This window comes from Streptomyces lydicus, from assembly GCF_001729485.1.
Taxonomy (GTDB): Bacteria; Actinomycetota; Actinomycetes; order Streptomycetales; family Streptomycetaceae; genus Streptomyces; species Streptomyces lydicus_D.
Window position 1 is genome coordinate 7,643,213 of the sequence record NZ_CP017157.1, and the last position, 25,308, is coordinate 7,668,520.

A 25,308-nucleotide genomic window follows, 5' to 3' on the forward strand; every position below is an offset into this window, starting at 1 on the left:
CCGCGACGCGCCCCGGCGGCCTACTCCACGACGCGCTCCAGGACAGCCGCCTCCTTCTCCGGCGCCAGCCCCACCACCGGCCGGTCCGGCCGCTGCGGCGCCACCCCGCCGATGCCCTGGAGCCAGGCCCAGGTATCGGCGACCGTCTCGTCGACGGGCCGGCACCTCAGCCCGGCCGCCAGCACCTTGGAGGCGTCCCCGCCGTAGATCGCGTCCCGCGACTCGTCGGGCGCCAGCCACACCGGCAGCTCGATCCACGGCTCGATACCGGCCGCGAGCACGTCCTCCGGGGCCGTCCAGCGCAGCTCCGCATCCGAGCCGGTGACCTTGACGCAGCTCTCCAGCAGCTCACCCATCGTGGTGTGCCCGATCTCGCTCAGCATGTTGTACGGGCCGCCGCGGCCGGCCTCCAGCGCGTCCAGCGTCCACTCCGCCAGGTCCCGGACATCGACGTACTGCAGCGCCAACTCCCGCGGCCCCGGCGCCAGAACGGGGCCACCACGGGCGATGCGGTTCAGCCACCACGGCAACCGCCCGATGTTCTCGTACGGCCCGAGGATCAGACCCGCCCGCACCAGCAGCGCACGGTCCCCGAAGGCGTCGACCGCGGCCAGCTCGCCGCCCCGCTTGGCCGCCGCGTAGTCGTCGCTGTCCGTCGAGTCCGCGGAGCCCGCCACGAGCGGGCCGTCCTCGTCCAGCCCGAGCGGCGCCGGGTACGCGTACACCGACCGGCTGGAGATGTAGGCGTACGCCCCGGCCCGGTCCGCCAACAGGCTCGCGGCGTCCCGCACGGCCGAGGGCGCGCCGCTCCAGGTGTCGACGACGGCGTCCCACTCACCCGTCTCCAGGGCCGCGAGGCCCGCCCGGTCCCGCCGGTCGCCGTGCAGCGCGGCCGTGCCCTCCGGCGGCGCGTGATTACCGCGGTGGAAGACCGTCACCTGCCAACCCCGCGCCAGCGCCGCCTCGGTGACCGCCCGGCCCACGAACTCCGTCCCGCCCAGCATCAGTAGCTTCATGTCCACGACCCTGCCGGACGGACGCGGCCGGAACCAGTGCCGCACGCCCGCAGCGAAATCCCTACGAGCGCAACTAACGGAGCCCGCCCTTCCATTACGGGCCGGGGCGCCGGGCCGGGGCCACGGGCCGGGGCGGGCATCCGGGGAGGGCTGAACGGGCCGGTCGGACGAGGCGATGACACACGCTGGCCGGGAGCACGGGCTCTCCCCCGGGCTCAGTCCTTCGGGATCAGTCCTTGGCCAGCGCGAACGACGTGTGCGCCGGCTTCAGCCCCGGCACCTTCGCCTCGATCAGATACTTGCCGGCCGGCACCGCCGCCGAACTCGGCGTCGCGCACTGCGGACCGCTGGCGCGGCGGTCCCACTCGACCGTCCGCTTCACGGAACCGTCGGCGGGCACCTGGAGCAGCGCGGGAGCGGTGCCCGACGGGCAGTCGTTCGAGGCCCACACCCGGTCGTCGCCGGCCGTGTCGGTGATGGTGAGCACCGCGGCCTTCTGCCCCAGGTCCACCTTGCAGGCCGCATCGGCCGTGTTCTTGACCGTCAGCTCGAACTTCGGCTTCTTGTCACGGGCGTAGGACTCCTTGACGCTCTTTAGCGTCAACTCCACGTCGGGGGAGGTGCAGTTGGGCAGGGAAGAGTCGGCCGCGACCACGCTGCCGGAGCCCTGCCCGAGCGGCCCGCCACCGGAACCACCGGCCCCGGCGCCACCACCACCCGAACCACTTCCGCCTCCCGAGCCACTGTCGTCGCCGCCCGAAGAGCCGTCACCACCACCGGAATCCGAGCCCGACTCCCCGCCGGCACCCGACTCGTCACGTCCGCCCGGCTTTTCGCTGACGGCCGGGCCGCCGGACGAGGGTCCGGGCGTGATGGAGGTCGCGGGTCCCTTGCCGTGCGAACCGCCCTTGCCGCCATCGGCGTTCGTGCCGCTGCCGCCGCCCAGGTTGAGCGCCCAGACGACCAGCACGGTGAGGAGTACGACGATGGCCAGCGCAACGGCCCTCCGCCGCCAGTAGATGGAGGAGGGAAGCGGCCCGATCGGATTGCGCAGTGATCCCACGCGGAAACTCTACGAGAGAACGGCAGTCACACCGGCCACTACCCGCCGCATCAGGCTGCAACTTTTCCCATGATCGGCCCGGAGCGGCCGCCACACCCACGATTCCCGCCGTAACAACCCCTGATGCCCCGTTAGTAGGGGTTCTGCGCCGCTCCGGCCCCACTTTCGTCAGATGCACCCCCTGACCTTCGCCTCAGGTGCCCACCCGCCGCGCCCCGTACCGTCGTTGATCATGAACAGCACGCTCACCACCGGAACAACTCCCGCACTCCCCTTGCACACCACCCCCACCACCCCCACCATCCACACCACCCACGACGCCCCCATCACCAACAGCACCACCGGCCTCTACCGCGACATCACCGACCTCGCCCATGACGCGCCGCACTGGCTCCGCACCGTCGCCGACATCGGCACCGAGGGCGGCCTGCTGCTCCTGATGGCACTCGCGCTGGCCGCCTGGTGGCGGGCCCGTCGCGGCAGTGCCCACCAGGTCGCGCTGGCACTGCTGGTACCGATAGCCACCGCCTTCGCCTACCTGCTGAGCGAGATCATCAAGAGCGCGGTGCACGAGGAACGCCCCTGCCGGGCCGTGGCGGGCGCGGCCGCCTCGCTCATCCCCTGCCCGCCGCACGGCGACTGGTCCTTCCCGAGCAACCACTCCACGATCGCCGCCGCCCTGGCCGTCGGCATCGCCGTCACCTGGCGCACCGCGCTCTGGCTGGCCCTGCCGATCGCCCTGCTGACCGGCTTCTCCCGGATCTTCGTCGGCGTCCACTACCCCCACGACGTCGCAGCCGGCCTCACCCTGGGCGCCACGGCAGCCATCCTCTGCATGGCCCTCCTCAGCCGCCCGACGACCCGCCTGGCCCACCACCTGCGCACCGGCAACCGCACATGGCAAACCCTGGTCCGACCCTGACCCCACCCCCACCCGCCCCGCTGCTGCGACTTCCGGTGCCGTGACGTCCAGTGCTGTGACTTCCGGCGTTGTGACGTCCGGCCGTCGGGAATCACTCAGGAATCACTACGGCCGCCACGACCGCGGCTTCCCGCAGGTCGCTACCCCTCGGGGCGGCCGCTCCTTGGAGGATGCGGTTCCTCCGGGGGAGGCGGCCCCTCGGGTGGGGCGGACCCTCGGGGAGCCTGCTCCTCGGGGGCACCTTCCTCACAGACGCTGGCGCCCCGCCCCTCAGGAACGGGGCCACTTCTCTCCGCTCCTCACGAACGGTGCCACTCCTCCTTGTGGCCGAAGCCCTGCCCGTTGTCGATCAGCCGCAGCCAATCGGGGCGCAGCTCCCACAGAGCCGTGCGCTCCAGGGCGTCCCGCAGCCGGTCGCTCTGCTCGACGAAGGGGAAGCGCTCGGTATACACACGCCAGCCGGCCGCCCGCTCGGCACCGTCCAGGATGCGGCAGCGCCCCCGCCCCTGGAGCCCCGTCAGCTCGACCCACTCCTGACCGTCCCGCTGCACCGTGAACGCGACCCGCGCGTCCGGCTCGGCGAGGGCCCGGCCGTGCCGGGTCGTGGTCGCCGTGACGAAGTACAGAGCAGGCCCCGAGCCCAGGTCGGACGACCCGTCGCCACTCCCGGACCCGTCGTCGCCCTCGGAGCCATGGCCGCGTGCGCTGTCGGAGCCGTCGCCGCCGGGGCCATAACCAGGGGCGCTGTCGGGGGCGTGGTCAGGCGCGGGGCCGGGGGGCGTGGTCGTGCCGCCGGTGGCGTAGAGAACCGCGCAGGCTTGTGGCCCGTCCTCGTCCACGTACGCCAGCGTCAGCGTCGTGTGCGCGGCCAGCGCCCGCCGAATCGCCGCTGGGCACGCCGTACCGCTTCTCGCACCAGCGCCCGCCGCGCCGTCAGCGCGCGCCTCTCCCCCCGTACGCTCCGCGTCGCCCGCGCCCGCCGTCCCCGCTGCGCCGTGCGCGCCTGATGTCGGGTCGCTCGGTTCCCTGCTGCTTATCTCTGCCATGTCTGCATCCTCACCCTGTCCGATCCTCACCCTGCCTGCCCGTCCGCCCGCATGCATGCCTGCTCGCCGTGACTGCGCCTCCTGCGCCGTCCGCCTTGCCGCCGCTGCCTCCATTATTCCGGCAACGATTACGGAGAGTAATCAGTTCCCGCGGAGAGTTAGCGGATAGTGAGCGGGGGCGAGTGGATGGCGAGCTGAGGGTGACTGGCTTGGGGAACGGTGCTGGGGGACGCGCGGCTTTTCGTCGGTGTGGTGGGGTGGCGTACCGGCGGTAGCCGCCGTGTGTGGGCATGTGGGCGTCCTGCGTGTGGGTGGGCGTGCGGCGGGGCGGGCCCGGTGCGTTTCCTGGGCGCGGGCGGACGTGCCAGGATCGGCGGTGCCATGACTTCGACTCCTGTCACCTCCACTGCCACAACCGCCGCCGCCGAGACCGCCTCCGCCGCCGTTCCGGCCGCGGAGGCCGCAGACGGGACCGCGCTGCACGGCCCGGTCACCGACTGGTTCGACGAGCACGCCCGCGATCTGCCCTGGCGCCGCCCCGAGGCGGGCGCCTGGGGCGTGATGGTGAGCGAGTTCATGCTGCAGCAGACCCCCGTCAGCAGAGTGCTGCCGGTGTACGAGCAGTGGCTGGCCCGCTGGCCGCGCCCCGCCGACCTGGCCGCCGAGGCGCCGGGCGAGGCGGTGCGGGCCTGGGGCCGGCTCGGCTACCCGCGGCGCGCGCTGCGGCTGCATGCCGCCGCGTCCGCCATACAGGAACGACACGGCGGCGACGTGCCGCGTGAGCACGGCCAGTTGCTGGCGCTGCCCGGCGTGGGCGAGTACACCGCCGCGGCGGTGGCGTCCTTCGCGTACGGGCAGCGGCACGCGGTGCTGGACACCAATGTGCGACGGGTGTTCGCCCGCGCGGTGGCCGGCCGGCAGTTCCCGCCGAACGCGACCACCGCGGCGGAGCGCAAGCTCGCCCGTCAGCTGCTGCCCGAGGACGAGCCGCTGGCGGCGCGCTGGGCGGCGGCCACGATGGAGCTGGGTGCGCTGTTGTGCACGGCGCGCGCTCCGGAGTGCCATCGCTGCCCGATCGCCGCGCGGTGCGCGTGGCGGCTGGCCGGGTCGCCGGTGCACGACGGTCCGCCGCGGCGCACCCAGGCGTACGCCGGTACGGACCGGCAGGTGCGCGGCAAGTTGCTGGCCGTGCTGCGGGAGGCGGTCGCGCCGGTGCCGCAGCAGGTGCTGGACGCCGTGTGGGACGAGCCGGTGCAGCGCGCCCGGGCGTTGGACGGGCTGGTGTCGGACGGTTTGGTGGAGCCGCTGAGCGGGGGCCGTTACCGGCTGCCGACGTCGTAGCGCGGCTGTCACAGAAGTGGGCGTCGGGCCCGGCCGCTCCAGCGGCCGGGCCCGACGTCTTCTCGGGCGGCGATCGGATGCCGGTTCTCAGGCGGCGCATCGGATGCGACTCCAGCCGGCGGATCGGCTGCCGATTCTCAGGCGTCGGACCGGATGCCGGTCCCGGCCCGGAGTGCCGCCCATCCGTCCGCCCGGCGTCAGTCGCCCTCCAGGGCGGACCCTGCCGGCTCCCGGCCACCTTCGGGTTAACCCGACAAGCCCAACAAACCCAGCAAACCATCGAACCTAATGACCGAAAGATGATGGCTAACTGGCCGGATAGCGATGGCCGCAGGGGTCGCGGGGTGGCCCGGCGGGGCTCGTAGGCCCTGCGGTGGGGCGGTTGTCCGTCCCGAGTATGACCCGCGTAGCGCCGGCGTCCGTCCGAGGTATGAGGCCCGGCGGGCTGTTACACAACCGAGGGTTTTCCGTGCACTCGTTGTGGGCCCCACGCACATTACGTCGCAACACCCCCTCCGTAGCGTCTCCCTCGTGCTGGAGATGACCGCCAGCACGGTCAACGTGGGGAATCGCAAGCGGATCGGAGGCGTCGGAATGGCGACCAGCGGCGGCAAGGTACTGGACTTCGAAGAGTACGTGCGTACGCGGCAGGAGGCCCTGCTGCGGAGCGCCCGGCGCCTGGTGCCCGACCCGGTCGACGCCCAGGACCTGCTGCAGACGGCGCTGGTGCGCACGTACGGCCGCTGGGACGGCATCGCCGACAAGTCGCTGGCCGACGCCTACCTCCGCCGCGTCATGATCAACACCCGTACGGAGTGGTGGCGGGCGCGCAAGCTGGAGGAGGTGCCCACCGAGCAGCTCCCGGACGCGAGCGTGGACGACGGCACCGAGCAGCGTGCCGACCGCGCCCTGCTGATGGACATCCTCGGGGTGCTGGCGCCCAAGCAGCGCAGCGTGGTCGTGCTGCGGCACTGGGAGCAGATGAGCACGGAGGAGACCGCCGCCGCGCTCGGCATGTCGACGGGTACCGTCAAGAGCACGCTGCACCGTGCGCTGGCCCGGCTGCGTCAGGAGCTGCAGGCCCGCGACATCGACGCGCGGATGCTGGAGCGCGGCGAGCAGGAGCGGGAGCGGTGCGCGGCCTGACCGGTGGCCGGCGGTTCCCGGTGCGGAGCCGGACGTCGAACAGCGCGACATTACGTGTGAAAACGGTCACGCAAGCCGAGGCCGTAACGTTCACAGCTCGACGCGCGACAATCACATCAGGAGCAGCAGCGGGATCGGCGGCTGTGCGAGCAGCGCGGTGAGCGGGAGCGGATTGTCCAGGAACAGGTTGACCAGGACCGGGTTGACCAAAGGCGGCGCGGCCACGGCAGGTGTGGCCGCCGTTGGCCTTTTGCTGGCCGGATGCAATCCGGGGGGCGAGGGGGTCCGCAGTGAGGGTTCGGCCAGTACCACGCCCGCGCCGAAGGGCGCGGTGAGCAGTGCGCCGAGCCCGGCCTCGACCGCCGGCCACAAGAAGGTCGACGCCGTCCAGCTGATGAAGGACGACCCGAAGGTCAGCGCGGACGTGAAGAAGTCCCTCTACAAGCCGTGCGCCGCGGACGAGTACCCGGTCGAGGTGACGTATGCGTCGGTGACCGGCAGCACGTCTCCCGATGTCATCGTCAACGTCATGACCTGCGCGGATTCCGTGGGGATCGGCTCTTACGTCTATCGCAGGCACGCCGGCGCGAAGGACGGGTATGACAACGTGTATGCGAATGAGCAGCCGTCGGTCTACGCCGGGGTCAACAAGGGCGAGCTGGAGGTCTCCAAGCAGACCTATGCCGCGGGGGACAAGGTGTGCTGCCCGTCCGGGGAAGATGTGATGACGTACCGCTGGTCCGGCGGCCACTTCACACCGCACCGCCGGTATCACACCGACTACAGCAAGACCACCGTCGACGGCGGCACGCCGGGCGACGGCACGGGATCGGAGGGTTGAGACAACCGCATGGCCGAGACCCATGTGCTTTTCGTCGAGGACGACGACGTCATCCGCGAGGCTACGCAGCTGGCGCTGGAGCGGGACGGTTTCACGGTCACCGCGATGCCCGACGGGCTGGCGGGGCTGGAGGCGTTCCGCGCCAACCGTCCCGACATCGCGCTGCTCGATGTGATGGTGCCGGGCCTCGACGGCGTCAGCCTGTGCCGGCGGATCCGCGACGAGTCGACGGTGCCGGTGATCATGCTGTCGGCGCGGGCCGACTCCATCGATGTGGTGCTGGGGCTGGAGGCGGGCGCGGACGACTACGTCACCAAGCCGTTCGACGGGGCGGTGCTGGTCGCCCGGATACGTGCGGTGCTGCGGCGCTTCGGTCACGCGAGTGGCCCGAACGGTGCCCGGCCCGCGGCGGGGGACGCGGACGATCCGGTGGAGGCGGTGCTGCGCTTCGGTGATCTGGAGGTCGACACCGAGGGCATGGAGGTGCGCAAGGGCGGCGAGAACGTCGCGCTGACGCCCACCGAGATGCGGCTGCTGCTGGAGTTCTCCAACGCACCGGGTACCGTCCTCTCGCGCGACCGGCTGCTGGAGCGGGTCTGGGACTACGGCTGGGGTGGTGACACCCGGGTGGTGGACGTCCATGTGCAGCGGTTGCGCGGCAAGATCGGCCAGGACCGGATCGAGACGGTCCGCGGCTTCGGTTACAAGCTGAGAGGCTGACACCTCCGGTGGTCAGGCTGGCCCTGCGGACGGGGCTGAGATGGAAGCTCAGCGCGGCGATCGCGCTCGTCGGAGCGCTGGTCGCGATCGCGCTGAGCCTTGTCGTGCACAACGCCGCCCGTCACTCGATGCTGGACAACAGCCGTGACGTGCAGGTCGAGCGGCTGAACTTCACGCAGAAGATCTTCGAGTCGACCAACCGTCTGCAGTTCGGCGCGAAGATCGACGATCCCGCGCTGCCGCCGGCGCTGCGCCGGGAGGTCTCGGAGAACGAGCGCGCCACCTACCTCCAGGACACCGGGGAGACCGCCCCCGAGGTGTGGGCCGCCACGCCGCTCAGCGACGGCCGGGTGCTGTCGATGCACGACCGTTTCCCGGACCGTTTCGCCGTTCTGGACGACCTGGACCAGGCGCTGGTCATCGGTTCGACCGCGGTGGTGGTCGGTGGCTGTGCGCTGGGTGTGCTGGTCGGTGGCCGGCTGTCGAAGCGGTTGCGCAAGGCGGCGGCGGCCGCCGGCAAGCTGGCCGACGGTGACACGTCGGTGCGGATCCGCGACGAGGTCGGCAGCGGGCGGGTGCGGGACGAGACCGATGACCTGGCGTGGGCCGTGGACGCGATGTCGGACGCCCTTCAGGAGCGCATCGAGGCGGAGCGGCGGGTGACCGCGGACATCGCCCATGAGCTGCGTACGCCGGTGACCGGTCTGCTGACCGCGGCCGAGCTGCTGCCGCCCGGCCGCCCCTCGGAGCTCGTACGGGACCGGGCGCAGGCGCTGCGCACGCTGGTGGAGGACGTGCTGGAGGTGGCGCGGCTCGACGGCCATGCGGAGCGGGCGGAGCTGCAGGACGTGGTGCTCGGCGAGTTCGTTGCCCGCCGGGTGCGCGCCCTCGATCCGGAGATCACCGTCGATGTCGTGCGGGAGGCCGAGGTCACCACGGATCCACGCCGTCTGGAGCGGATCCTGGGCAACCTCATCGCGAACGCGGCGCGGCACGGCAGGCCACCGATCGAGGTGACGGTGGAGGGCCGGGTGCTGCGGGTCCGCGATCACGGCCCGGGGTTCCCGGAGGCGCTGCTGCGCGAGGGGCCCAGCCGGTTCCGTACCGGAAGCAGCGACCGTGCGGGCCGTGGCCACGGCCTGGGCCTGACCATCGCGGCCGGCCAGGCGCGGGTGCTGGGCGCCCGGCTGACGTTCCGCAACGCGGACGTACTCACGGACGGTTCGACCGGCGCGGTCTCCGTCCTCTGGCTCCCGGAGAACGCCCCGACGAATACGGGGAGCTTTCCGGTACTGCATCTGCCGGAGCGGTGATCGCCCCACGTTGTTGTCCGTCCCGCCGTGGTGGTTGTTCGCCGTGGCTCCCCCACTGCCTGAAGGGCGTGGGAGGTACCCCCAGCGGCGGGCGTGGGTGGTCGGGTGCGGTGCCGCTCCTCCGGACTTCGTCCTGCGGCGCGTCCCCTCCCGTAGGGGAAGAAGTAAAGGCCGGTGGGGGCGAGCGTCAGTAACGACGCTCGCCCCCACCGGCCTTCAACAATCCCTCCCACGGGAGGGGGCGGATCGCAGGACGAAGTCCGGAGGGCCGGCACCGCACCCGACACCCACCCGGCCCGCCGCAGGCGCAACGGCGGGGAAGCCGAAAACGTGGGCGTCAGCAAAGCGCAGCGGAAGGGCCCGCCGCAGGCGCCACGGCGCGAAACCACCACGGCGGGACGGAAACCAACGTACGCGGCGCCGCAAAGCGCCACGGCGGGAATCCACCGTGGCGCCGCAGACGAACACCTGGGCTCAGACAGCCGCCGGCACCCGCTCGGTGTCGGCGGCGACCGGCTTGGTCGGGCCGCCGCGCAGCGGTACCTCCTTGAGGAACCAGGCCGCGGCGAAGCCGATGACGCTGATCAGGGTGCCCCACAGGAAGACGTGGTGGGTGCCGGTGGCGACCGCGTGGGCGTACGCGTCCTTGATCATCGGCGGGAGCTTGAGGAGGGCCTTGGGGTCCATGGTGGAGCCGCTGCCGGTCATCTTCTCGCCGGCGGCCTTGCCGAGCCGCTGGACCATCGTGGACTGCACCTGGTTGGTGAAGATCGCGCCGAGGATCGCGACGCCGAAGGAGCCGCCGATCGTGCGGAAGAGGGTGGCGGACGAGGAGCCGACGCCCATGTCCTTCATCTCGACGCTGTTCTGGGCTATCAGCATCGTGGTCTGCATCAGGAAGCCCATGCCGGCGCCGAGGACCGCCATGAAGACGCCGGAGGTGAAGCGCGTGGTGCCGGTGTCCATCAGGGACAGCAGGGCCAGGCCCGCGGTGATCAGTCCGCCGCCGACCACGACGAAGACCTTGTACTTGCCGGTGCGGGTGGTGACCCGGCCGGCGAACAGCGAGACCACCATCATCGCCAGCAGCATCGGCAGCAGGAGCAGGCCGGAGTTGGTGGCGGAGGCGCCCTGCACGGTCTGCTGGAACAGCGGCAGGAAGGTCATCGACCCGAACATCACGAAGCCGACCAGGAAGCCGATGAGCGTGACGAGGGAGAAGTTGCCGTTGCGGAAGATGTGCAGCGGCAGCACCGGCTCGCTGACCTTGCGCTCGACCAGTACGAAGCCGAGGAGTGCGACGACGCCGAGGACGCCGAGGCCGATGATCTGGCCGGAGAGCCAGTCGTACTCGGTGCCGCCCCAGGTCGTGATGAGCACCAGGGCCGTGATGCCGATGGTGAGCAGCGCGGCACCCGCGTAGTCGATCCGGGTCTGCGACCGCTTCTTCGGCAGGTGCAGCACGGCGGTGACCATGATCAGGGCGATCGCGCCGAGCGGCAGGTTGATGTAGAAGCTCCAGCGCCAGCCGAGGTGGTCGGTGAGGGTGCCGCCGACCAGCGGTCCGCCGATCATGGCGACGGCCATGACGCCGGCCATCATGCCCTGGTATTTGCCGCGTTCCCGCGGCGGGATCAGGTCACCGATGATCGCCATGACGCCGACCATGAGGCCGCCGGCGCCGAGGCCCTGGACGGCGCGGAAGCCGATCAGCTGCCCCATGTCCTGGGCCATGCCGGAGAGCGCCGACCCGACCAGGAAGATGACGATGGACGTGAGGAAGACGCCCTTACGTCCGTACATGTCGCCGAGCTTGCCCCAGATGGGCGTGGAGGCCGCGGTGGCCAGGGTGTACGCGGTGACCACCCAGGACAGGTGGCTCATGCCGCCGAGTTCGCCGACGATGGTCGGCATCGCGGTGCCGACGATCATGTTGTCCAGCATGGCGAGCAGCATGGTGATCATCAGCGCGAAGAGCACCACCCGTACGCTCGCGGGCTGCTTCTCTCCGGTCGTGTCCGGCCCGGATCCAGGTCTGTCCGTCACCGCGGTGTTCCTTCCGTCCCCCGTCGGGGTCGCAGAATGCGACTTCCCCATCACTCACTCCTACTTACTTGCCGCCCGGCTAGTTCAGTACAGTGGGAAAGATAGGCGGCTAACTAGCCGGGCGTCAAGTAAGTTTCTGCTGCGCCCGACCGGGCAGCCCTCTGACCAGTACCGACGAGCAGGAGAGAGCACCATGAGCACACAGGCGCGCAGGGGAAACACCCGCCAGCGCATCCAGGACGTCGCTCTGGAGCTGTTCTCCGAGCAGGGCTACGAGAAGACCTCGCTGCGCGAGATCGCCGAGAAGCTGGAAGTCACCAAGGCGGCGCTGTACTACCACTTCAAGACCAAGGAAGACATCGTCATCAGCCTCTTCCAGGACCTGACCGGGCCCATCGACGAGCTGATCACCTGGGCCGAAGGGCAGCCGCGCACGCTGGAGACGAAAACGGAGCTGATCCGGCGCTACAGCGAGTCGCTGCGCACGGCCGAACCGCTCTTCCGTTTCATGCAGGAGAACCAGGCCGCGGTGCGCGACCTGAGCATCGGGGAGACCTTCAAGGAGCGCATGCTGACGCTCTTCGGGCTCCTCAAGGAGCCCGAATCCGAGCTGGCGGATCAGGTGCGCTGCCTCACCGCGCTGTTCTCCATGCACGCGGGCATGTTCGCGATGCAGAACGTGGAGGGCGACCCCGAGGAGAAGCGCAAGGCCATCCTCGAGGTCGCCACAGAACTGGTCACGGCGGCCAACCCGCCGAGCCGCCGGCCAGCCCGGCCGGATTCAGCTCAGACGGCGTCGCCGTGAGCCCGCAGGAATCCGGTCGGCTCGATGCCCGACCCGTAGTTGGGGCCGGTGCGGACCTCGAAGTGCAGGTGGGGGCCGGTGGAGTTGCCGGTGCTGCCGGACAGCGCGATCTGCTGGCCTGCGCCGACCTGCTGGCCGACGTGGACCTGGATCTGTGACAGGTGCGCGTACTGGGTGTACACGCCGTTGTCGTGCTTGATCACGATGGCGTTGCCGTACGCCGGGCCGTCACCGCCGCCCCAGGGGCCGGCCTTGACGACGGTGCCCTTGTGGACCGCCTTGACCGTGGTGCCGGTCGGGACGACGAAGTCCTGACCGCTGTGCTTGTGCGCCCAGTGGCTGCCGGGGATGCCGAAGGGCTCGCCCAGCGTGTACTTGTCGACCGGCTTGACCCAGGCGTCGGCCTTCTTGACCGCGTCCTTCTTGGCCTTGACCGCGGCGGCCTTCGCGTCGGCGGCGGCCTTGGCCTGGGCGTCGGCCTGCGCGGTGACGGCCGAGCCGACACCCGAGGTGAGGTGCAGCAGACCGCCGTCGGCGGCGGAGGCGACACCGGCGCCGAGCGCGGCGGTTACGCCTATACCGGCGGCCACAACGGCGACGCGGTTGCGCACAGCGGTCTTCTTGGAATTGCGAATGGCGGTGAACTTCGACATGCGGGTTCTTCCTCCGAAAGTGATTGGTTTTCCCGGCTGCGGTCCGGGATCGCCATTCCTTGGTAACCGCTCATCGCCGCCCCGCCAAGGGGCCTTTCTACTATCCGGGCCCGTACGCGAAACGCGGGAAATCCGCCTCTTGCCAGCCGCCCAACGATCAGAATGAAAGCCCCGAACCAGGTCATTTCGGACAGTCGTCGAGGGGGTGAAGAGCCGCCTGATCAGGCGCTTTACCCCCGCGTTGCGCGGGCGGGGCGCCATCGGCCGCCCGGGCCGCCCCGACCTCCCGCGCCGGGCCCCGCGCAGCCCCCGTTTTCCGCACCCCACTCCCCCTAAATTGTTTAGTAGGGCCCTCTGGGCCTGTGTGTCATGTCACGCCGGAGCGAGATCAAATTCCCTTTTCTTGTGACCCGGGTTACTCCGGAATGTGTGACCTGGATTACCCGGCACCGTCGGATGCCCCTTTCCGGGCGCCCGGGAAAAGCCGAATTCGTGACCGCGGCCACACCCTTTCCGGCTAGCCTGGCCGCGCCGGCAGCACCGACCAGGGGAGGGCGGACCGCACGATGGACCCGACAGCAGCGGGCGTCCGGCTCGCGTCGAGCGTGATCGCGCCGCTCGTCAGGAAACTGTTCGTCCAGGAGGGCCCGGGAGCCGCCCTGGTCCCGGGCCCCGTACGGATATCCGGGCTGGTCTCCTTCAAGGGCGAGCGGCGCACGCTCGGCGACAAGGAGCTGCGCAAGCTCGCCGCCGAGCTGGTCGAGCGCTCGTTACGCGCCCGCGGCCCCGGCGAGCGCCCGGTGCCCGTCACGGAGGAGGACGCCCTCGCCGGCGCCCTGGCCACCACGCTGCGCGGCCTCGGCGACCTGCAGATGGACGACGTCCAGGCCGTACACCTGGGCCCCGCCGCCCTCGCCGCGCGGCTGCGGGCCGCGAGCCCGCAGGCCGCCCGCGACCTCTCCCGGGACGCGGAACTGCTGCACGACGCCCTGGTCGACACCGCCTGCCTGCACATCGTGCACTTCTTCACCCAGCGCTCGACCTTCGTGGCCCGCACCCTCGTCCAGCAGAGCCGGAACCTCGACGGCCTGATCACCGCCATGGACGCGTTCCTCGCCCGCTGTCCCTCCCCCCGCGCCGCCGACACCGCCTTCGAGCGCACCTACCTCGGGTACATCGCCCGTAAGCACGGCCGGCTCACCCTCTACGGCATCGACCTCGCCCACTCCCCCGACCGGTGGCCGCTCGACGCCGCGTACATGAGCCTGGAGGCGACCGCGCAGGCCGCCCCCGACGTCGGCCCCCTCGGCCCGTGGGGCGGCGAACCCAGTCCGGCCGCCCCCGCGCCCGCCCCCGCCGACCAGGCCCTTTCCGGCCGGGACCGGGTGCTGCTGCGCGGCGTCGCCGGCTCCGGCAAGACGACCCTGGTCCAGTGGCTGGCCGTCTCGTGCACCAAACCGCCCGCCGAGACGCCCCTCCCCCACCTCTACGGCCGTGTCCCCTTCGTCCTGCCGCTGCGCACCCTCACCCGCGACGGGGCCCCGCTGCCCACCCCCGAACGGTTCCTGGCCGCCGTCGGCTGCCCCGTCGCCGGCTCGCAGCCCGACGGCTGGACCGACCGGGTGCTGTCCTCCGGGCGGGCCCTCCTCCTCGTCGACGGGCTCGACGAGATCCCCGACCGGGAACGCGAGCAGGCCCGCCGCTGGCTGCGCGACCTGCTCGACGCCTTCCCGGACAGCCTGTGGCTGCTCACCACCCGCCCCTCCGCCGTCCGCGACGACTGGCTCGCCGCCGACGGCTTCGACGAGCTGACGCTGGCCCCCATGCGCCGCGCCGAGGTCACCGCGTTCATCGGCCGCTGGCACGACGCGGCCCGCCGCGACGGGACGGACACCGCCGCGCTCGACGGCTACCAGCAGTCGCTGCTGACCGCCGTCCACACCAAACAGGACCTGGCCCGGCTCGCCACCAACCCGCTGATGTGCGCGCTGATCTGCGCCCTCCACCGCGACCGCCGCGGCTACCTGCCCACCGGCCGCAAGGAGCTGTACGACGCCGCGCTGGCGATGCTGCTCTCCCGCCGCGACCGCGAACGCGACATGGCCGCCCCCACCGGCATCGACCTCGGCGACGCCCCGCAGATCCAGCTGCTGCAGCGGCTCGCGTACTGGCTCATCCGCAACGGCCGGACGGAACTGGACCGGGCGCGGGCGGAGCGCACCGTGGCGGAGGCGCTGCCGGCCGTCCCGTCCGCGGCGGCGCAGGGCAGCGCGGAGGCCGTCTTCCGCCACCTGCTGCTGCGCAGCGGTCTGCTGCGCGAACCGACCCCCGGATCGATCCAGTTCGTCCACCGCACCTTCCAGGACTACCTGGGCGCGAAGGCGGCGGTCGAGGAAGGCGACTTCGGGCTGCTGGTGGCGCACGCGGCGGACTCCCAGTGGGAGGACGTGATCCGGATGGCGGTGGCGCACGCCCGGCCCCGCGAACGGGCCGATCTGCTGCGGGAGTTGCTCGCGTACGGCGACGGGCTCACGGGCGACCGCGGCCGGCTGCGCGTCCACCTCCTCGCCCTGGCCTGCCTGGAGCACGCGACGGAGCTCGACCCGCGGGTGCACCAGGAGGTGCACGAGCGGGCGCGGGCGATCCTGCCGCCCCGCAGCCGCGAGGAGTCCCGGCTGCTGGCAGAGGTGGGGCCTTTCGTCCTGGAGTTGCTGCCCGGGCCGGACGGGCTGGCGGACGACGAGGCGCAGGAGGTGGTGGCCACCGCGGGGCTCCTCGCCTCGGACGCCGCCTTCGAGGTCGTCAAGCGGTTCGTCGGCCACTCCGCGCTCGGCACGCAGGTGCAACTCGCCTCGGCGTGGTGGGCGTTCGAGACCGAACGGTATGCCCAGGACGTCCTGCGGCACCTGGACCCGCGCGCGATGGTCACCGCGGAGACCACCGCGGAGCTGCGCGCGCTCAAGGCGCTCGGCGGCCGTACGCGCGTGGCGGTGAGCGGCTCCTTCACCGCCCGTGAACTCCTCGACGAGCTGGTGCACGAGCCCCTGGAGAGCCTGACGATCACGGAGAACCCCGTGATCAGTGATCTCGCGTTCCTCCGGGCCTTCCCGGCACTGGAGTGGCTGTCGCTGTGGGGCTGCCCCGCGGTCGAGAGTCTCGCCCCGCTCGCGGGACTCGGCCTTCGCACGCTGAACCTCTCCGGGCCACCGGAAACAGATCTGCCGACCCCGCGCGGGCTCGCCGCGCTGACCGGGCTCACCAGCCTGTCCCTGTACACCTGCCTGCCGGGAGGCACCGCGGAGCTGCCCGAGGGCGCGCCGCTGACCGATCTGACGCTCGGCCGGCCGGTCGGGTCCGATTTCGCCGGGCTGGCGGCCTGGCCCCGGCTGCGCAGCCTGCAGCTGCCCCGGCTCACCGACGGTTTCGGCGAGGACCAGTGGGGCGAGCTGGCGTCGCTGCCCGAGCTGGACTGGCTGGCGCTGGGTGTCGCGTCGGACGAGGTCTCACTGCACGTCCCGTCCGGCTTCCGGCTCCCTCAGGTCAGGACGCTGGTCCTCCTCAACATGGGGCGGGTGTCCGTGCCCTGTCTGAGCGCGATGCTGCGGGCGGTCCTCCCCGCGCTCCCGAACCTGCGTTCCCTTGAGCTCTACAACGGGCACATGACCAACGACGCGCCGATCGCCCTTCCCTCGCTGGCCGGTCTACGTGAGCTGCGGACGGTCCGTCTCGGCGGCCTCCGCCCGGAGCCCGCCGCCGCTCTGCCTCCGCACGTCGAAGTGACCCTGCACCCCCGCCCTCGCTCCTAGCGGGCCGCCGCGGCCGTCGCCACCTGGGCATTCCGGCGGGCCGGCCCGGCTTTCCGAAACGGGCCGGGCGTGGATCGGCGCCCGCTATTCGTCCCGTGAACGGCGTTCCCCACGGAATTCGTCGTGGGCGGGGGTGCTCGGCACAAACGGCCGAAAAGAGATCCTCGCCCAGCCCGGCCGCATTTCCGACGGCACATCCGGAACACCAGGGATCGGGAAGAACTCCCGGCACATACGGCACTGCCCGGAACCGTGAGAAACGATTCCGGGCAGTGCCGTATGTGCGTTGTGCGCCGGGGTGGAGTCGGCGGCGATTAATGCTTTCGCCGGGACTCCGCTCAGGCGTCCTTGCTCAGGTTCGGGCCCGAGCCGCCGGTGGCGGACTCGATCGGCGGGGCGTCCGGCAGTGCGGACTTCTCCTCGCCGCGGAAGGTGAACTTGGCGGTGTCACCCTCGCCCTCGGTGTCGACGACCACGATGTGGCCCGGACGCAGCTCGCTGAAGAGGATCTTCTCCGAGAGGGCGTCCTCGATCTCGCGCTGGATCGTGCGGCGCAGCGGACGGGCGCCGAGCACCGGGTCGTACCCGCGCTTGGCCAGCAGCGACTTGGCGGTGCCGCTGAGCTCGATGCCCATGTCGCGGTCCTTGAGCCGCTCGTCCACCTTGGCGATCATGAGGTCGACGATCTGGATGATGTCTTCCTCGGTCAGCTGGTGGAAGACGACGGTGTCGTCCACACGGTTGAGGAACTCGGGGCGGAAGTGCTGCTTGAGCTCTTCGTTGACCTTGTTCTTCATCCGCTCGTAGCTGGACTTGGTGTCGCCCTGGGCCGCGAAGCCGAGGTTGAAGCCCTTGGAGATGTCCCGCGTGCCGAGGTTGGTCGTCATGATGATGACCGTGTTCTTGAAGTCCACGACCCGGCCCTGGGAGTCGGTCAGGCGACCGTCCTCCAGGATCTGCAGCAGCGAGTTGAAGATGTCCGGGTGGGCCTTCTCGACCTCGTCGAAGAGCACCACGGAGAACGGCTTGCGGCGCACCTTCTCGGTGAGCTGACCGCCCTCTTCGTAGCCGACGTAGCCGGGAGGCGAACCGAACAGCCGGGAGACCGTGTGCTTCTCGCTGAACTCCGACATGTCGAGGGAGATCAGCGCGTCCTCGTCGCCGAAGAGGAACTCCGCCAGCGTCTTGGACAGCTCGGTCTTACCGACACCGGACGGGCCGGCGAAGATGAACGAGCCACCGGGACGCTTGGGGTCCTTCAGGCCGGCACGGGTACGGCGGATGGCCTGGGAGAGCGCCTTGATGGCGTCCTTCTGGCCGATGACGCGCTTGTGGAGCTCGTCCTCCATGCGGAGCAGGCGGCTGGACTCCTCCTCGGTCAGCTTGAAGACCGGGATGCCCGTCGCCGTGGCCAGGACCTCGGCGATCAGTTCCTCGTCCACCTCGGCGACGACGTCCATGTCGCCGGCCTTCCACTCCTTCTCCCGCTTCGTCTTCGCGGCCAGGAGCTGCTTCTCCTTGTCGCGCAGGCCCGCGGCCATCTCGAAGTCCTGCGAGTCGATCGCGGACTCCTTCTCCCGGCGCACATCGGCGATCTTCTCGTCGAATTCGCGCAGGTCCGGCGGTGCGGTCATGCGGCGGATCCGCATCCGGGAGCCGGCCTCGTCGATCAGGTCGATCGCCTTGTCCGGCAGGAAGCGGTCGGAGATGTAGCGGTCGGCGAGGGTGGCCGCCGCGACCAGCGCGGAGTCCGTGATGGACACGCGGTGGTGCGCCTCGTAGCGGTCCCGCAGGCCCTTGAGGATCTCGATGGTGTGCGGCAGCGACGGCTCCGCGACCTGGATGGGCTGGAAGCGGCGCTCCAGCGCGGCGTCCTTCTCCAGGTGCTTGCGGTACTCGTCGAGCGTGGTGGCACCGATGGTCTGCAGCTCACCCCGCGCCAGCATGGGCTTGAGGATGCTGGCGGCGTCGATCGCGCCCTCGGCGGCGCCCGCACCCACGAGGGTGTGGAGCTCGTCGATGAACAGGATGATGTCGCCGCGGGTGCGGATCTCCTTGAGGACCTTCTTCAGGCGCTCCTCGAAGTCACCGCGGTAGCGGGAGCCGGCGACCAGGGCACCGAGGTCGAGGGTGTAGAGGTGCTTGTCCTTGAGGGTCTCGGGCACCTCGCCCTTGACGATGGCCTGGGCCAGGCCCTCGACGACCGCCGTCTTGCCGACGCCGGGCTCGCCGATGAGGACCGGGTTGTTCTTCGTACGGCGCGACAGGACCTGCATGACGCGCTCGATTTCCTTCTCGCGCCCGATGACCGGGTCGAGCTTGGTCTCGCGAGCGGCCTGCGTGAGGTTGCGGCCGAACTGGTCCAGGACGAGGGAGGTCGAGGGCGTGCCCTCGGCGGGGCCGCCGGCGGTGGCGGCTTCCTTGCCCTGGTAGCCGGAGAGCAGCTGGATGACCTGCTGCCGCACCCGGTTGAGATCGGCGCCGAGCTTCACGAGGACCTGGGCGGCGACGCCCTCGCCCTCGCGGATCAGGCCGAGCAGGATGTGCTCGGTGCCGATGTAGTTGTGGCCGAGCTGGAGGGCCTCGCGGAGCGACAGCTCCAGGACCTTCTTGGCACGGGGGGTGAAGGGGATGTGCCCGGACGGCGCCTGCTGGCCCTGTCCGATGATCTCCTCCACCTGCTGGCGGACCGCCTCGAGCGAAATCCCGAGGCTCTCCAGGGCCTTAGCGGCGACACCCTCACCCTCGTGGATCAGGCCCAGGAGGATGTGCTCGGTGCCGATGTAGTTGTGGTTGAGCATCCGGGCTTCTTCCTGAGCCAGGACGACAACCCGCCGCGCGCGGTCGGTGAACCTCTCGAACATCGTTAATCGCTCCTCAGAGCGGTCAGGCAGTTAGGGGTCGGTCCCCTCCCTGTCCTTCCGCATGCTAGTCCCGCGGGGCGGGACAGCTCATTCCAACTGCCGACACCCGTCCGGATCACCCCCGCTCCGGCGGGGAAATTTACTGCCGAACAGCTGACATCTGCTCCAACTCGATGGTGCGAGACGATGTTCCCGCAGGCCAGGCATATACGCCCTCCGCCACTACGCCCGTGGCGAACGCGCCCGTCCCCGACACGCCGCCCGCATCCCGCCGTCGGCGGGGCCGGGGCGCCGTGTGCGCCGGTCACACCGTCTCTTCCCACTGAGACTGTCTTACCCGCTGCCACTGACACTCCATGCGGCGCGGGCCTCTTCCATCCGCTACGGGCGAACATCCGCGCGCCTCCGAATGCCCCGCCACACGCCTTCCCCGGATACGAAACGCATGCAGGCGGGTACGCAGCGTAACTTCCTGGAGTGTGAGGAGTTGCACGGAGCATGGCCCGCGTGCTTCCGCGCCCCCGCAGCCCTCTCGCCGGGGCCCCCGCCGTCCTCGCAGCGTCCGCCGTCCACCGGTGGTACGAGGACAAGCTGGGCTGGCCGACCGCCGGTTCGGAGCCGGTGGAACTGCTGACGGGGCTGTGCTTCGACGTCCTGGAGATGCCCGCGGACGCGGGGAGCGCCGTGCTGCGGCGGTGGCCGCGGACCGGCCCGGTGGCGTGCGTGCGGACGGGACGGGACGGAAAACCCCTGAGCGATCGGCCGAAATTGCTCATGCTCATCGCGGCCGGCGGCGCCGAGGAACTCCCGGAAATCCTGGAATGGCTGGAGTGGGGCGCGCTCACCCCTGATCTCACGGCACGTGGGGCCGGGGACCGGATGCCCGCGCCGGCGATCCCCGCCGACGCCGCCACGGCGTCACTGCCCTGCGCATTCGGCTCCCGGGAGGCCGCGGTGTGGCTGCGGCCTCCCCGGCCGGGGTACGAGGCGGAGAATTCCCTGCCCACCACGGGGCTCGGGACAGGAAACAGGGACGGTGGGGGCGCCCCCGACCTCGTACGGCTCGTGAGCTCGGCGGCGACGGAGTGCCACCGTGCCCGGTTGTTGCGTGCTCGTAATGCCCAATCGGACCGCGCCTGCGGCGATCAGCCGTTGGCCTTCTCGAATGCCTCACGAATGTCGGCGGGGACGCGGCCGCGGTCATTGACGTTGTAGCCGTTCTCCTTCGCCCAGGCGCGGATCTTCGCGGTGTCCTGGCTGCCGCCGGAAGCCGCCGCCGCACGCGCCTTGCCACGTCCACCGGAACGTCCACCGGTACGGCGACCGGCCTTGACGAACTCGGCGAGCGACTCACGCAGCTTCTGCGCGTTGGTGTCGGAGAGGTCGATCTCGTAGGACTTGCCGTCGAGAGCGAACGTCACCGTCTCCTCCGCCTCGCCGCCGTCGAGGTCGTCGACAAGAAGAACCTGAACCTTCTGTGCCACCGGTTTCCCTTTCATCGAATGCGGATTACGACGGAAAGCAAACCGCTTTTCCGGGAAAAACACAAACCCTTGGGTAGGGTTCACTTGCCCGCAGACCGGGGAACGCTTGCTTCCGTAGCCATGAGATAGGGGAGCGATTCGGACATAGAACACTCATCACAGGTGCAGAAGCATCCGGCTGTTACCCAGGGTGTTCGGCTTCACTCGTTCGAGGCCAAGGAACTCCGCAACGCCCTCGTCATAGGAACGCAGCAGCTCACTGTAGACATCACCGTCTACGGGAGCCTCGCCGATCTCCACGAAGCCGTGCTTGACGAAGAAGTCGACTTCGAAGGTGAGACAGAAAATGCGCCGTACTCCGAGCCAGCGCGCGGTGGCCAGGAGCTTCTGCAGGACGTGATGGCCGACGCCGGAGCCCTTCAGGCGCGGATCCACGGCCAGCGTGCGGACCTCCGCGAGGTCTTCCCACATGACGTGGAGCGCGCCGCAGCCGACGACCTCGGCGTCTTCGTCGCGCTCGGCCACCCAGAACTCCTGGATGTCCTCGTAAAGCGTGACGGTGGCTTTGTCGAGCAGGATCCCGTCGCGGGAGTAGGCGTCGATGAGACGGCGTACGGCGGGTACATCGGCGGTCCTGGCGCGGCGGACGGTGAGCCCTTTTGAATGCGGGAGCATGCCGGGACGCTATCGCTCCTTGCCGTTGGCGCCGGCTCCGGGTTCATCGGCTTCCGTGGATCGAGCTTCGGGGGCTTGTGCGGCGCGCGCTTCGTCTTCTTCCGCCGGTGCCGGCTGTTGCGCCTCTTCCGCCTCTTGTTGTGCGCCTTCCGCGCGCTGTGCGCCTTCCGGGTCTTCCACCGGTTCGTCGGCTTGCACCATCCGTACGGCATCGCGCAGGGCATGGCGTTGTTCCGGCGACATCATGCCGAAGAAGGCGACAAGTGCGGCCGCGGGGTTGTCACTGGCGGACCATGCCTCGTTCATCAGTGCGGCCGCGTAGGCGGCGCGAGTGGAGACCGCCTCATATCGATAGGCGCGGCCTTCTGCTTCGCGGCGCACCCAGCCCTTCTGATGGAGGTTGTCCAATACGGTCATGACCGTGGTGTAGGCGATCGACCGTTCCTTCTGCAGATCTTCCAGGACTTCTCGAACGGTGACCGGGCGGTTCCACTCCCAGACCCGCGTCATGACCGCGTCTTCCAGATCACCCAATGGTCTCGGCACACAAGAACAATAGTGGGAGATGTCCAGAATGTCCGTTGATCTCGTCGCCGTTGCGCGGTCTCGTTGCAGTGGACCGGGAAACGCGCGTACGGCCCGGGACGGTGGTCCCGGGCCGTACGGTGCGCGTGCGGGCCGCCGCGGCGCCGGCGGCGGGTGAATCAGGCGCCGTGCGCGCGGGGCTCCGGGCCGGCCGCTTCGGCGCCGGCGAGCACGGCGTCCACGGCGGCGTCCTCCTTGGCCTTGTTCGCACCGCCCTGGCTCTTGACGATCGTCACGATCAGGCAGGTGAAGGCGACGGCCATCACCACGGGCGGGAGAAGGGCTGCGACGTAGTCCACGGCGGACGGCCTCCTTGTAGGCGTGCGGAGCCTTCGGCGTTCCCAGCAAGGGTACGCAGCGTTCAGGCGGTGCGGCTCTCGGGGGGCGGGGCCGGCTTGCGGCGCGGCGGGAACACCTCGCCGGGCGTGGGGATCGGCCGGTCGGGCCGGGGGGACTTGGGCGCCGGCTCCCGCTTGGGTTGCGGGGCGGGCGGCGGCTGCTTCTCCGGGTCCCGTTCCCGGCCGCCGCGGGCCGCTGAGCGGCCGCCTGGCAGCGCCCGGAGCCGGACCCGTACGGATTGTTCGGCCAGCCGCTCGCAGTGCCGCAGGAGGGCGCTGCGGCGTTCGTGCTCGGCCGCCCCGACCTGCCGGGTGCGCAGGGAACGCAGGGCCGCGAGGTCGTCGGGGCCGGGGACGTATCCGGCCCCGAGTGCCTCCTTCAGCTGCGCGAGGTAGCCGGCGGCCGAGCCGGGGAGGGCTTCGCGGTAGCGGGCGAGGTCGGCGAGGAGGAAGGCGCGCAGCCGGCCGCCTTCGCGGGCCGCCTCGTCGACGGCCTCGGCCAGCCGGAGGTATTCCTGGATGTCCTGCGACCACTCCGGGCCGAGGACGGCGAGCGGGGCGGAGCGGTCCGCCGTCTGGAGGGCATGGGCGAGGGCGCGACGGAGCACACGCAACTCATCGGCGCTGAACGCCATGCCGCCGCGGGTTCCGTTTGGCATTGGCATGTGGCGACTTTACGACCGTTTCCGACAAAAGCCGCTTAATTCGTGAATGCTGGCGCGGCAGCGAGCCGCGCCGGCGCCCGCCCGGCGGTCCGGCTACGAGCGGGCGACGTTGCGCTCGTAGACCAGCCGCAGTCCGATGAGGGTGAGCCAGGGCTCGTGCGCGTCGATCACCGAGGACTCGCCGAGCACCATGGGCGCGAGCCCGCCGGTGGCGATCACGGTCACCTCGTCCGGCTCCTCGGCCAGTTCCTTGGCCATCCGCTGGACCACGCCGTCCACCTGGCCGGCGAAGCCGTAGAGGATGCCGGACTGCATCGCCTCGACGGTGTTCTTGCCGATGACGCTGCGCGGCCGGGCCAGTTCGATCTTGCGGAGCTGGGCGCCCTTGACGCCCAGGGCGTCCACCGAGATCTCGATGCCCGGCGCGATGACGCCGCCGACGTATTCGCCGCGCGCGCTGACCGCGTCGAACGTGGTGGCCGTGCCGAAGTCGACGACGACCGCGGGACCGCCGTAGAGCTCGACGGCCGCCAGGGCGTTGATGATCCGGTCGGCGCCGACCTCCTTGGGGTTGTCCATCAGGATCGGCACGCCCGTCTTGACGCCGGGCTCCACCAGGACGGCGGGCACGTCGCCGTAGTAGCGGCGGGTGACCTCGCGCAGCTCGTGCAGGACGGACGGCACGGTCGAGCAGATGGCGATGCCCTCGATGCCGTCGCCCAGGTCGTCGCCGAGCAGCGGGTGCATGCCCATCAGGCCCTGCAGGAGCACGGCGAGCTCGTCGGCGGTGCGGCGGGCGTCGGTGGAGATCCGCCAGTGCTCGACGATCTCCTCACCGTCGAACAGGCCGAGGACGGTGTGGGTGTTGCCCACGTCGATGGTCAGCAGCATGGCGGTCAGCCGTCCTCACGCACGTCGGCCTCGGGGGAGCCCGCCCCGCGGCCGTCGTCCTCGCGCAGGTCGAGGCCGATGTCGAGGATCGGGGAGGAGTGCGTCAGCGCACCCACCGCCAGGTAGTCCACACCGGTCTCGGCGTACGTCCGGGCGTTGGCGAGGGTGAGGCGGCCCGACGACTCCAGCATCGCGCGCCCGGCGACCAGTTCCACGGCCTCGCGGGTCTGCTCCGGGGTGAAGTTGTCCAGCAGGATGAGGTCGGCGCCCTCGGCGAGGATCGGGGGGATCTGGTCGAGCCGGTCGACCTCCACCTCGATGGCCAGGCCGGGGAACTCGTCGCGCACGGCGGTGAACGCCTCGGCGACGCCGCCCGCCGCGACCACGTGGTTGTCCTTGATCAGTGCCGCGTCCGACAGCGACATCCGGTGGTTGACGCCGCCGCCGCAGCGCACCGCGAACTTCTCCAGGGCGCGCAGTCCGGGCGTCGTCTTACGGGTGTCGCGGACCCTGGCCTTCGTGCCCTCCAGGACGTCCGCCCAGGCCCGGGTCGTGGTCGCGATGCCGGACAGCCGGCACAGCAGGTTCAGCGCGCTGCGCTCGGCGGTGAGCAGATCGCGGGTGCGGGTGGTGACGCTCAGCAGTTTGGTGCCGGCCTCGACCCGGTCGCCGTCCTCGACGTGCCGCTCGACCGCGAACTCGTCGGTGCACACGATGGACAGCACCGCCTCGGCGATCCGCAGCCCGGCGACCGTACCGGCCTCGCGGGCCGTGAAGTCGCCGGTGGCCACCGCGTCCTCGGGGATGGTCGCCACGGTCGTGACGTCCACTCCCTGGTCGAGGTCCTCCTCGACGGCGAGGTGCGCGATGTCCTCGACCTGGACGGGGTCGAGTCCGGCGTTCACCAGGAGCGCCGCCAGGTCGGGGTCGAGCCCGCAGGTCAGCGGGTCGATCTCGTACGCGTCGTCGTCGCCGGCGCAGCCGCAGGCATCGCCGCAGCCTCCGGCGGGGGCGCCGCCACCGGGTCCGCCGATCTGGAGGAGGGGGAGGTCGTCGGGGATGCTGCTCACGGGATGGGCTCCGTATCC

At 70.8% G+C, this 25,308-nt stretch carries 22 protein-coding genes; 9 read left to right on the forward strand and 13 right to left on the reverse strand.

What is annotated here, in order from left to right:
• Positions 1–20 precede the first annotated feature (20 nt).
• Positions 21–1,016, reverse strand: a complete 996-nt coding sequence (locus SL103_RS33170; RefSeq protein WP_079146333.1) for an NAD-dependent epimerase/dehydratase family protein — start codon at positions 1,014–1,016, stop codon at positions 21–23.
• Between the two features lie 229 nt (positions 1,017–1,245).
• Entirely contained in the window at positions 1,246–2,079 is an 834-nt protein-coding gene (locus tag SL103_RS33175) for a hypothetical protein (RefSeq protein ID WP_069572638.1), read from the reverse strand.
• 232 nt (positions 2,080–2,311) lie between these two features.
• On the opposite strand from SL103_RS33175, the gene SL103_RS33180 reads away from it, so the two are divergent.
• The gene (locus SL103_RS33180; protein WP_079146107.1) at positions 2,312–3,001 is read left to right on the forward strand and encodes a phosphatase PAP2 family protein; all 690 of its coding nucleotides are present in this window, start codon (positions 2,312–2,314) and stop codon (positions 2,999–3,001) included.
• A 299-nt stretch (positions 3,002–3,300) separates the two neighbouring features.
• On the opposite strand, the gene SL103_RS33185 is transcribed toward SL103_RS33180, so the two are convergent.
• Complete coding sequence (locus SL103_RS33185; RefSeq protein WP_244304099.1) at positions 3,301–3,840, reverse strand: pyridoxamine 5'-phosphate oxidase; 540 nt, start codon at positions 3,838–3,840, stop codon at positions 3,301–3,303.
• Between the two features lie 588 nt (positions 3,841–4,428).
• Between SL103_RS33185 and SL103_RS33190 the strand changes: the two genes are divergently transcribed.
• The 5 genes from SL103_RS33190 to cseC all read left to right on the forward strand — a co-directional run bounded on the left by SL103_RS33190 (position 4,429) and on the right by cseC (position 9,408).
• Positions 4,429–5,388, forward strand: coding sequence for an A/G-specific adenine glycosylase (locus SL103_RS33190; RefSeq protein ID WP_069572639.1), 960 nt, complete (start codon positions 4,429–4,431; stop codon positions 5,386–5,388).
• A 540-nt stretch (positions 5,389–5,928) separates the two neighbouring features.
• Complete coding sequence (locus SL103_RS33195; RefSeq protein ID WP_079146108.1) at positions 5,929–6,534, forward strand: SigE family RNA polymerase sigma factor; 606 nt, start codon at positions 5,929–5,931, stop codon at positions 6,532–6,534.
• Positions 6,535–6,865: 331 nt separating this feature from the next.
• The gene (locus SL103_RS33200) at positions 6,866–7,375 is read left to right on the forward strand and encodes an LppP/LprE family lipoprotein (protein ID WP_244304100.1); all 510 of its coding nucleotides are present in this window, start codon (positions 6,866–6,868) and stop codon (positions 7,373–7,375) included.
• 9 nt (positions 7,376–7,384) lie between these two features.
• Entirely contained in the window at positions 7,385–8,095 is a 711-nt protein-coding gene (gene cseB / locus SL103_RS33205; RefSeq protein WP_069572642.1) for a two-component system response regulator CseB, read from the forward strand.
• A gap of 8 nt (positions 8,096–8,103) precedes the next feature.
• Positions 8,104–9,408, forward strand: a complete 1,305-nt coding sequence (cseC, locus tag SL103_RS33210; RefSeq protein ID WP_069572644.1) for a two-component system sensor histidine kinase CseC — start codon at positions 8,104–8,106, stop codon at positions 9,406–9,408.
• Positions 9,409–9,882: 474 nt separating this feature from the next.
• Here the strand turns inward: cseC and SL103_RS33215 are convergent, their stop codons facing one another.
• Positions 9,883–11,505: an MDR family MFS transporter gene (locus SL103_RS33215; RefSeq protein ID WP_279631179.1), complete on the reverse strand. Its 1,623-nt coding sequence runs from the start codon at positions 11,503–11,505 to the stop codon at positions 9,883–9,885.
• 142 nt (positions 11,506–11,647) lie between these two features.
• Here SL103_RS33215 and SL103_RS33220 point away from each other — a divergent pair, with 142 nt between their 5' ends.
• Positions 11,648–12,259 (forward strand): TetR/AcrR family transcriptional regulator, encoded by a 612-nt coding sequence (locus SL103_RS33220; protein ID WP_069572646.1) that lies wholly within the window; start codon positions 11,648–11,650, stop codon positions 12,257–12,259.
• Here the strand turns inward: SL103_RS33220 and SL103_RS33225 are convergent.
• On the reverse strand, positions 12,241–12,912 hold the full coding sequence (locus SL103_RS33225; RefSeq protein WP_069572647.1) for a M23 family metallopeptidase: 672 nt from the start codon (positions 12,910–12,912) through the stop codon (positions 12,241–12,243). The genes SL103_RS33220 and SL103_RS33225 overlap by 19 nt on opposite strands.
• A 566-nt stretch (positions 12,913–13,478) precedes the next feature.
• On the opposite strand from SL103_RS33225, the gene SL103_RS33230 reads away from it, so the two are divergent.
• Complete coding sequence (locus SL103_RS33230; RefSeq protein WP_069572649.1) at positions 13,479–16,718, forward strand: NACHT domain-containing protein; 3,240 nt, start codon at positions 13,479–13,481, stop codon at positions 16,716–16,718.
• A gap of 338 nt (positions 16,719–17,056) precedes the next feature.
• Here SL103_RS33230 and SL103_RS33235 read toward each other — a convergent pair whose 3' ends face one another.
• The gene (locus SL103_RS33235) at positions 17,057–19,582 is read right to left on the reverse strand and encodes an ATP-dependent Clp protease ATP-binding subunit (RefSeq protein WP_069572650.1); all 2,526 of its coding nucleotides are present in this window, start codon (positions 19,580–19,582) and stop codon (positions 17,057–17,059) included.
• Positions 19,583–20,080: 498 nt separating this feature from the next.
• On the opposite strand from SL103_RS33235, the gene SL103_RS39060 reads away from it, so the two are divergent.
• A complete protein-coding gene (locus SL103_RS39060) occupies positions 20,081–20,797 on the forward strand; it encodes an SCO3374 family protein (protein ID WP_069572651.1) in 717 nt (238 codons plus the stop codon).
• Here the strand turns inward: SL103_RS39060 and SL103_RS33245 are convergent.
• The 7 genes from SL103_RS33245 to nadC all read right to left on the reverse strand — a co-directional run bounded on the left by SL103_RS33245 (position 20,728) and on the right by nadC (position 25,290).
• Positions 20,728–21,066: a histone-like nucleoid-structuring protein Lsr2 gene (locus SL103_RS33245; protein WP_069572652.1), complete on the reverse strand. Its 339-nt coding sequence runs from the start codon at positions 21,064–21,066 to the stop codon at positions 20,728–20,730. The genes SL103_RS39060 and SL103_RS33245 overlap by 70 nt on opposite strands.
• Positions 21,067–21,222: 156 nt before the next feature.
• Positions 21,223–21,741 (reverse strand): amino-acid N-acetyltransferase, encoded by a 519-nt coding sequence (locus tag SL103_RS33250; protein WP_033268971.1) that lies wholly within the window; start codon positions 21,739–21,741, stop codon positions 21,223–21,225.
• Between the two features lie 9 nt (positions 21,742–21,750).
• Positions 21,751–22,251, reverse strand: a complete 501-nt coding sequence (locus SL103_RS36640) for a BlaI/MecI/CopY family transcriptional regulator (RefSeq protein WP_244304259.1) — start codon at positions 22,249–22,251, stop codon at positions 21,751–21,753.
• 194 nt (positions 22,252–22,445) lie between these two features.
• Entirely contained in the window at positions 22,446–22,625 is a 180-nt protein-coding gene (locus SL103_RS33260) for a hypothetical protein (RefSeq protein WP_069572655.1), read from the reverse strand.
• A 62-nt stretch (positions 22,626–22,687) separates the two neighbouring features.
• Positions 22,688–23,329 (reverse strand): hypothetical protein, encoded by a 642-nt coding sequence (locus tag SL103_RS33265; RefSeq protein WP_244304101.1) that lies wholly within the window; start codon positions 23,327–23,329, stop codon positions 22,688–22,690.
• A 93-nt stretch (positions 23,330–23,422) separates the two neighbouring features.
• Complete coding sequence (locus tag SL103_RS33270) at positions 23,423–24,220, reverse strand: type III pantothenate kinase (protein WP_033268967.1); 798 nt, start codon at positions 24,218–24,220, stop codon at positions 23,423–23,425.
• A gap of 5 nt (positions 24,221–24,225) precedes the next feature.
• The gene (gene nadC / locus SL103_RS33275; protein WP_069572657.1) at positions 24,226–25,290 is read right to left on the reverse strand and encodes a carboxylating nicotinate-nucleotide diphosphorylase; all 1,065 of its coding nucleotides are present in this window, start codon (positions 25,288–25,290) and stop codon (positions 24,226–24,228) included.
• Between the last annotated feature and the right edge of the window lie 18 nt (positions 25,291–25,308).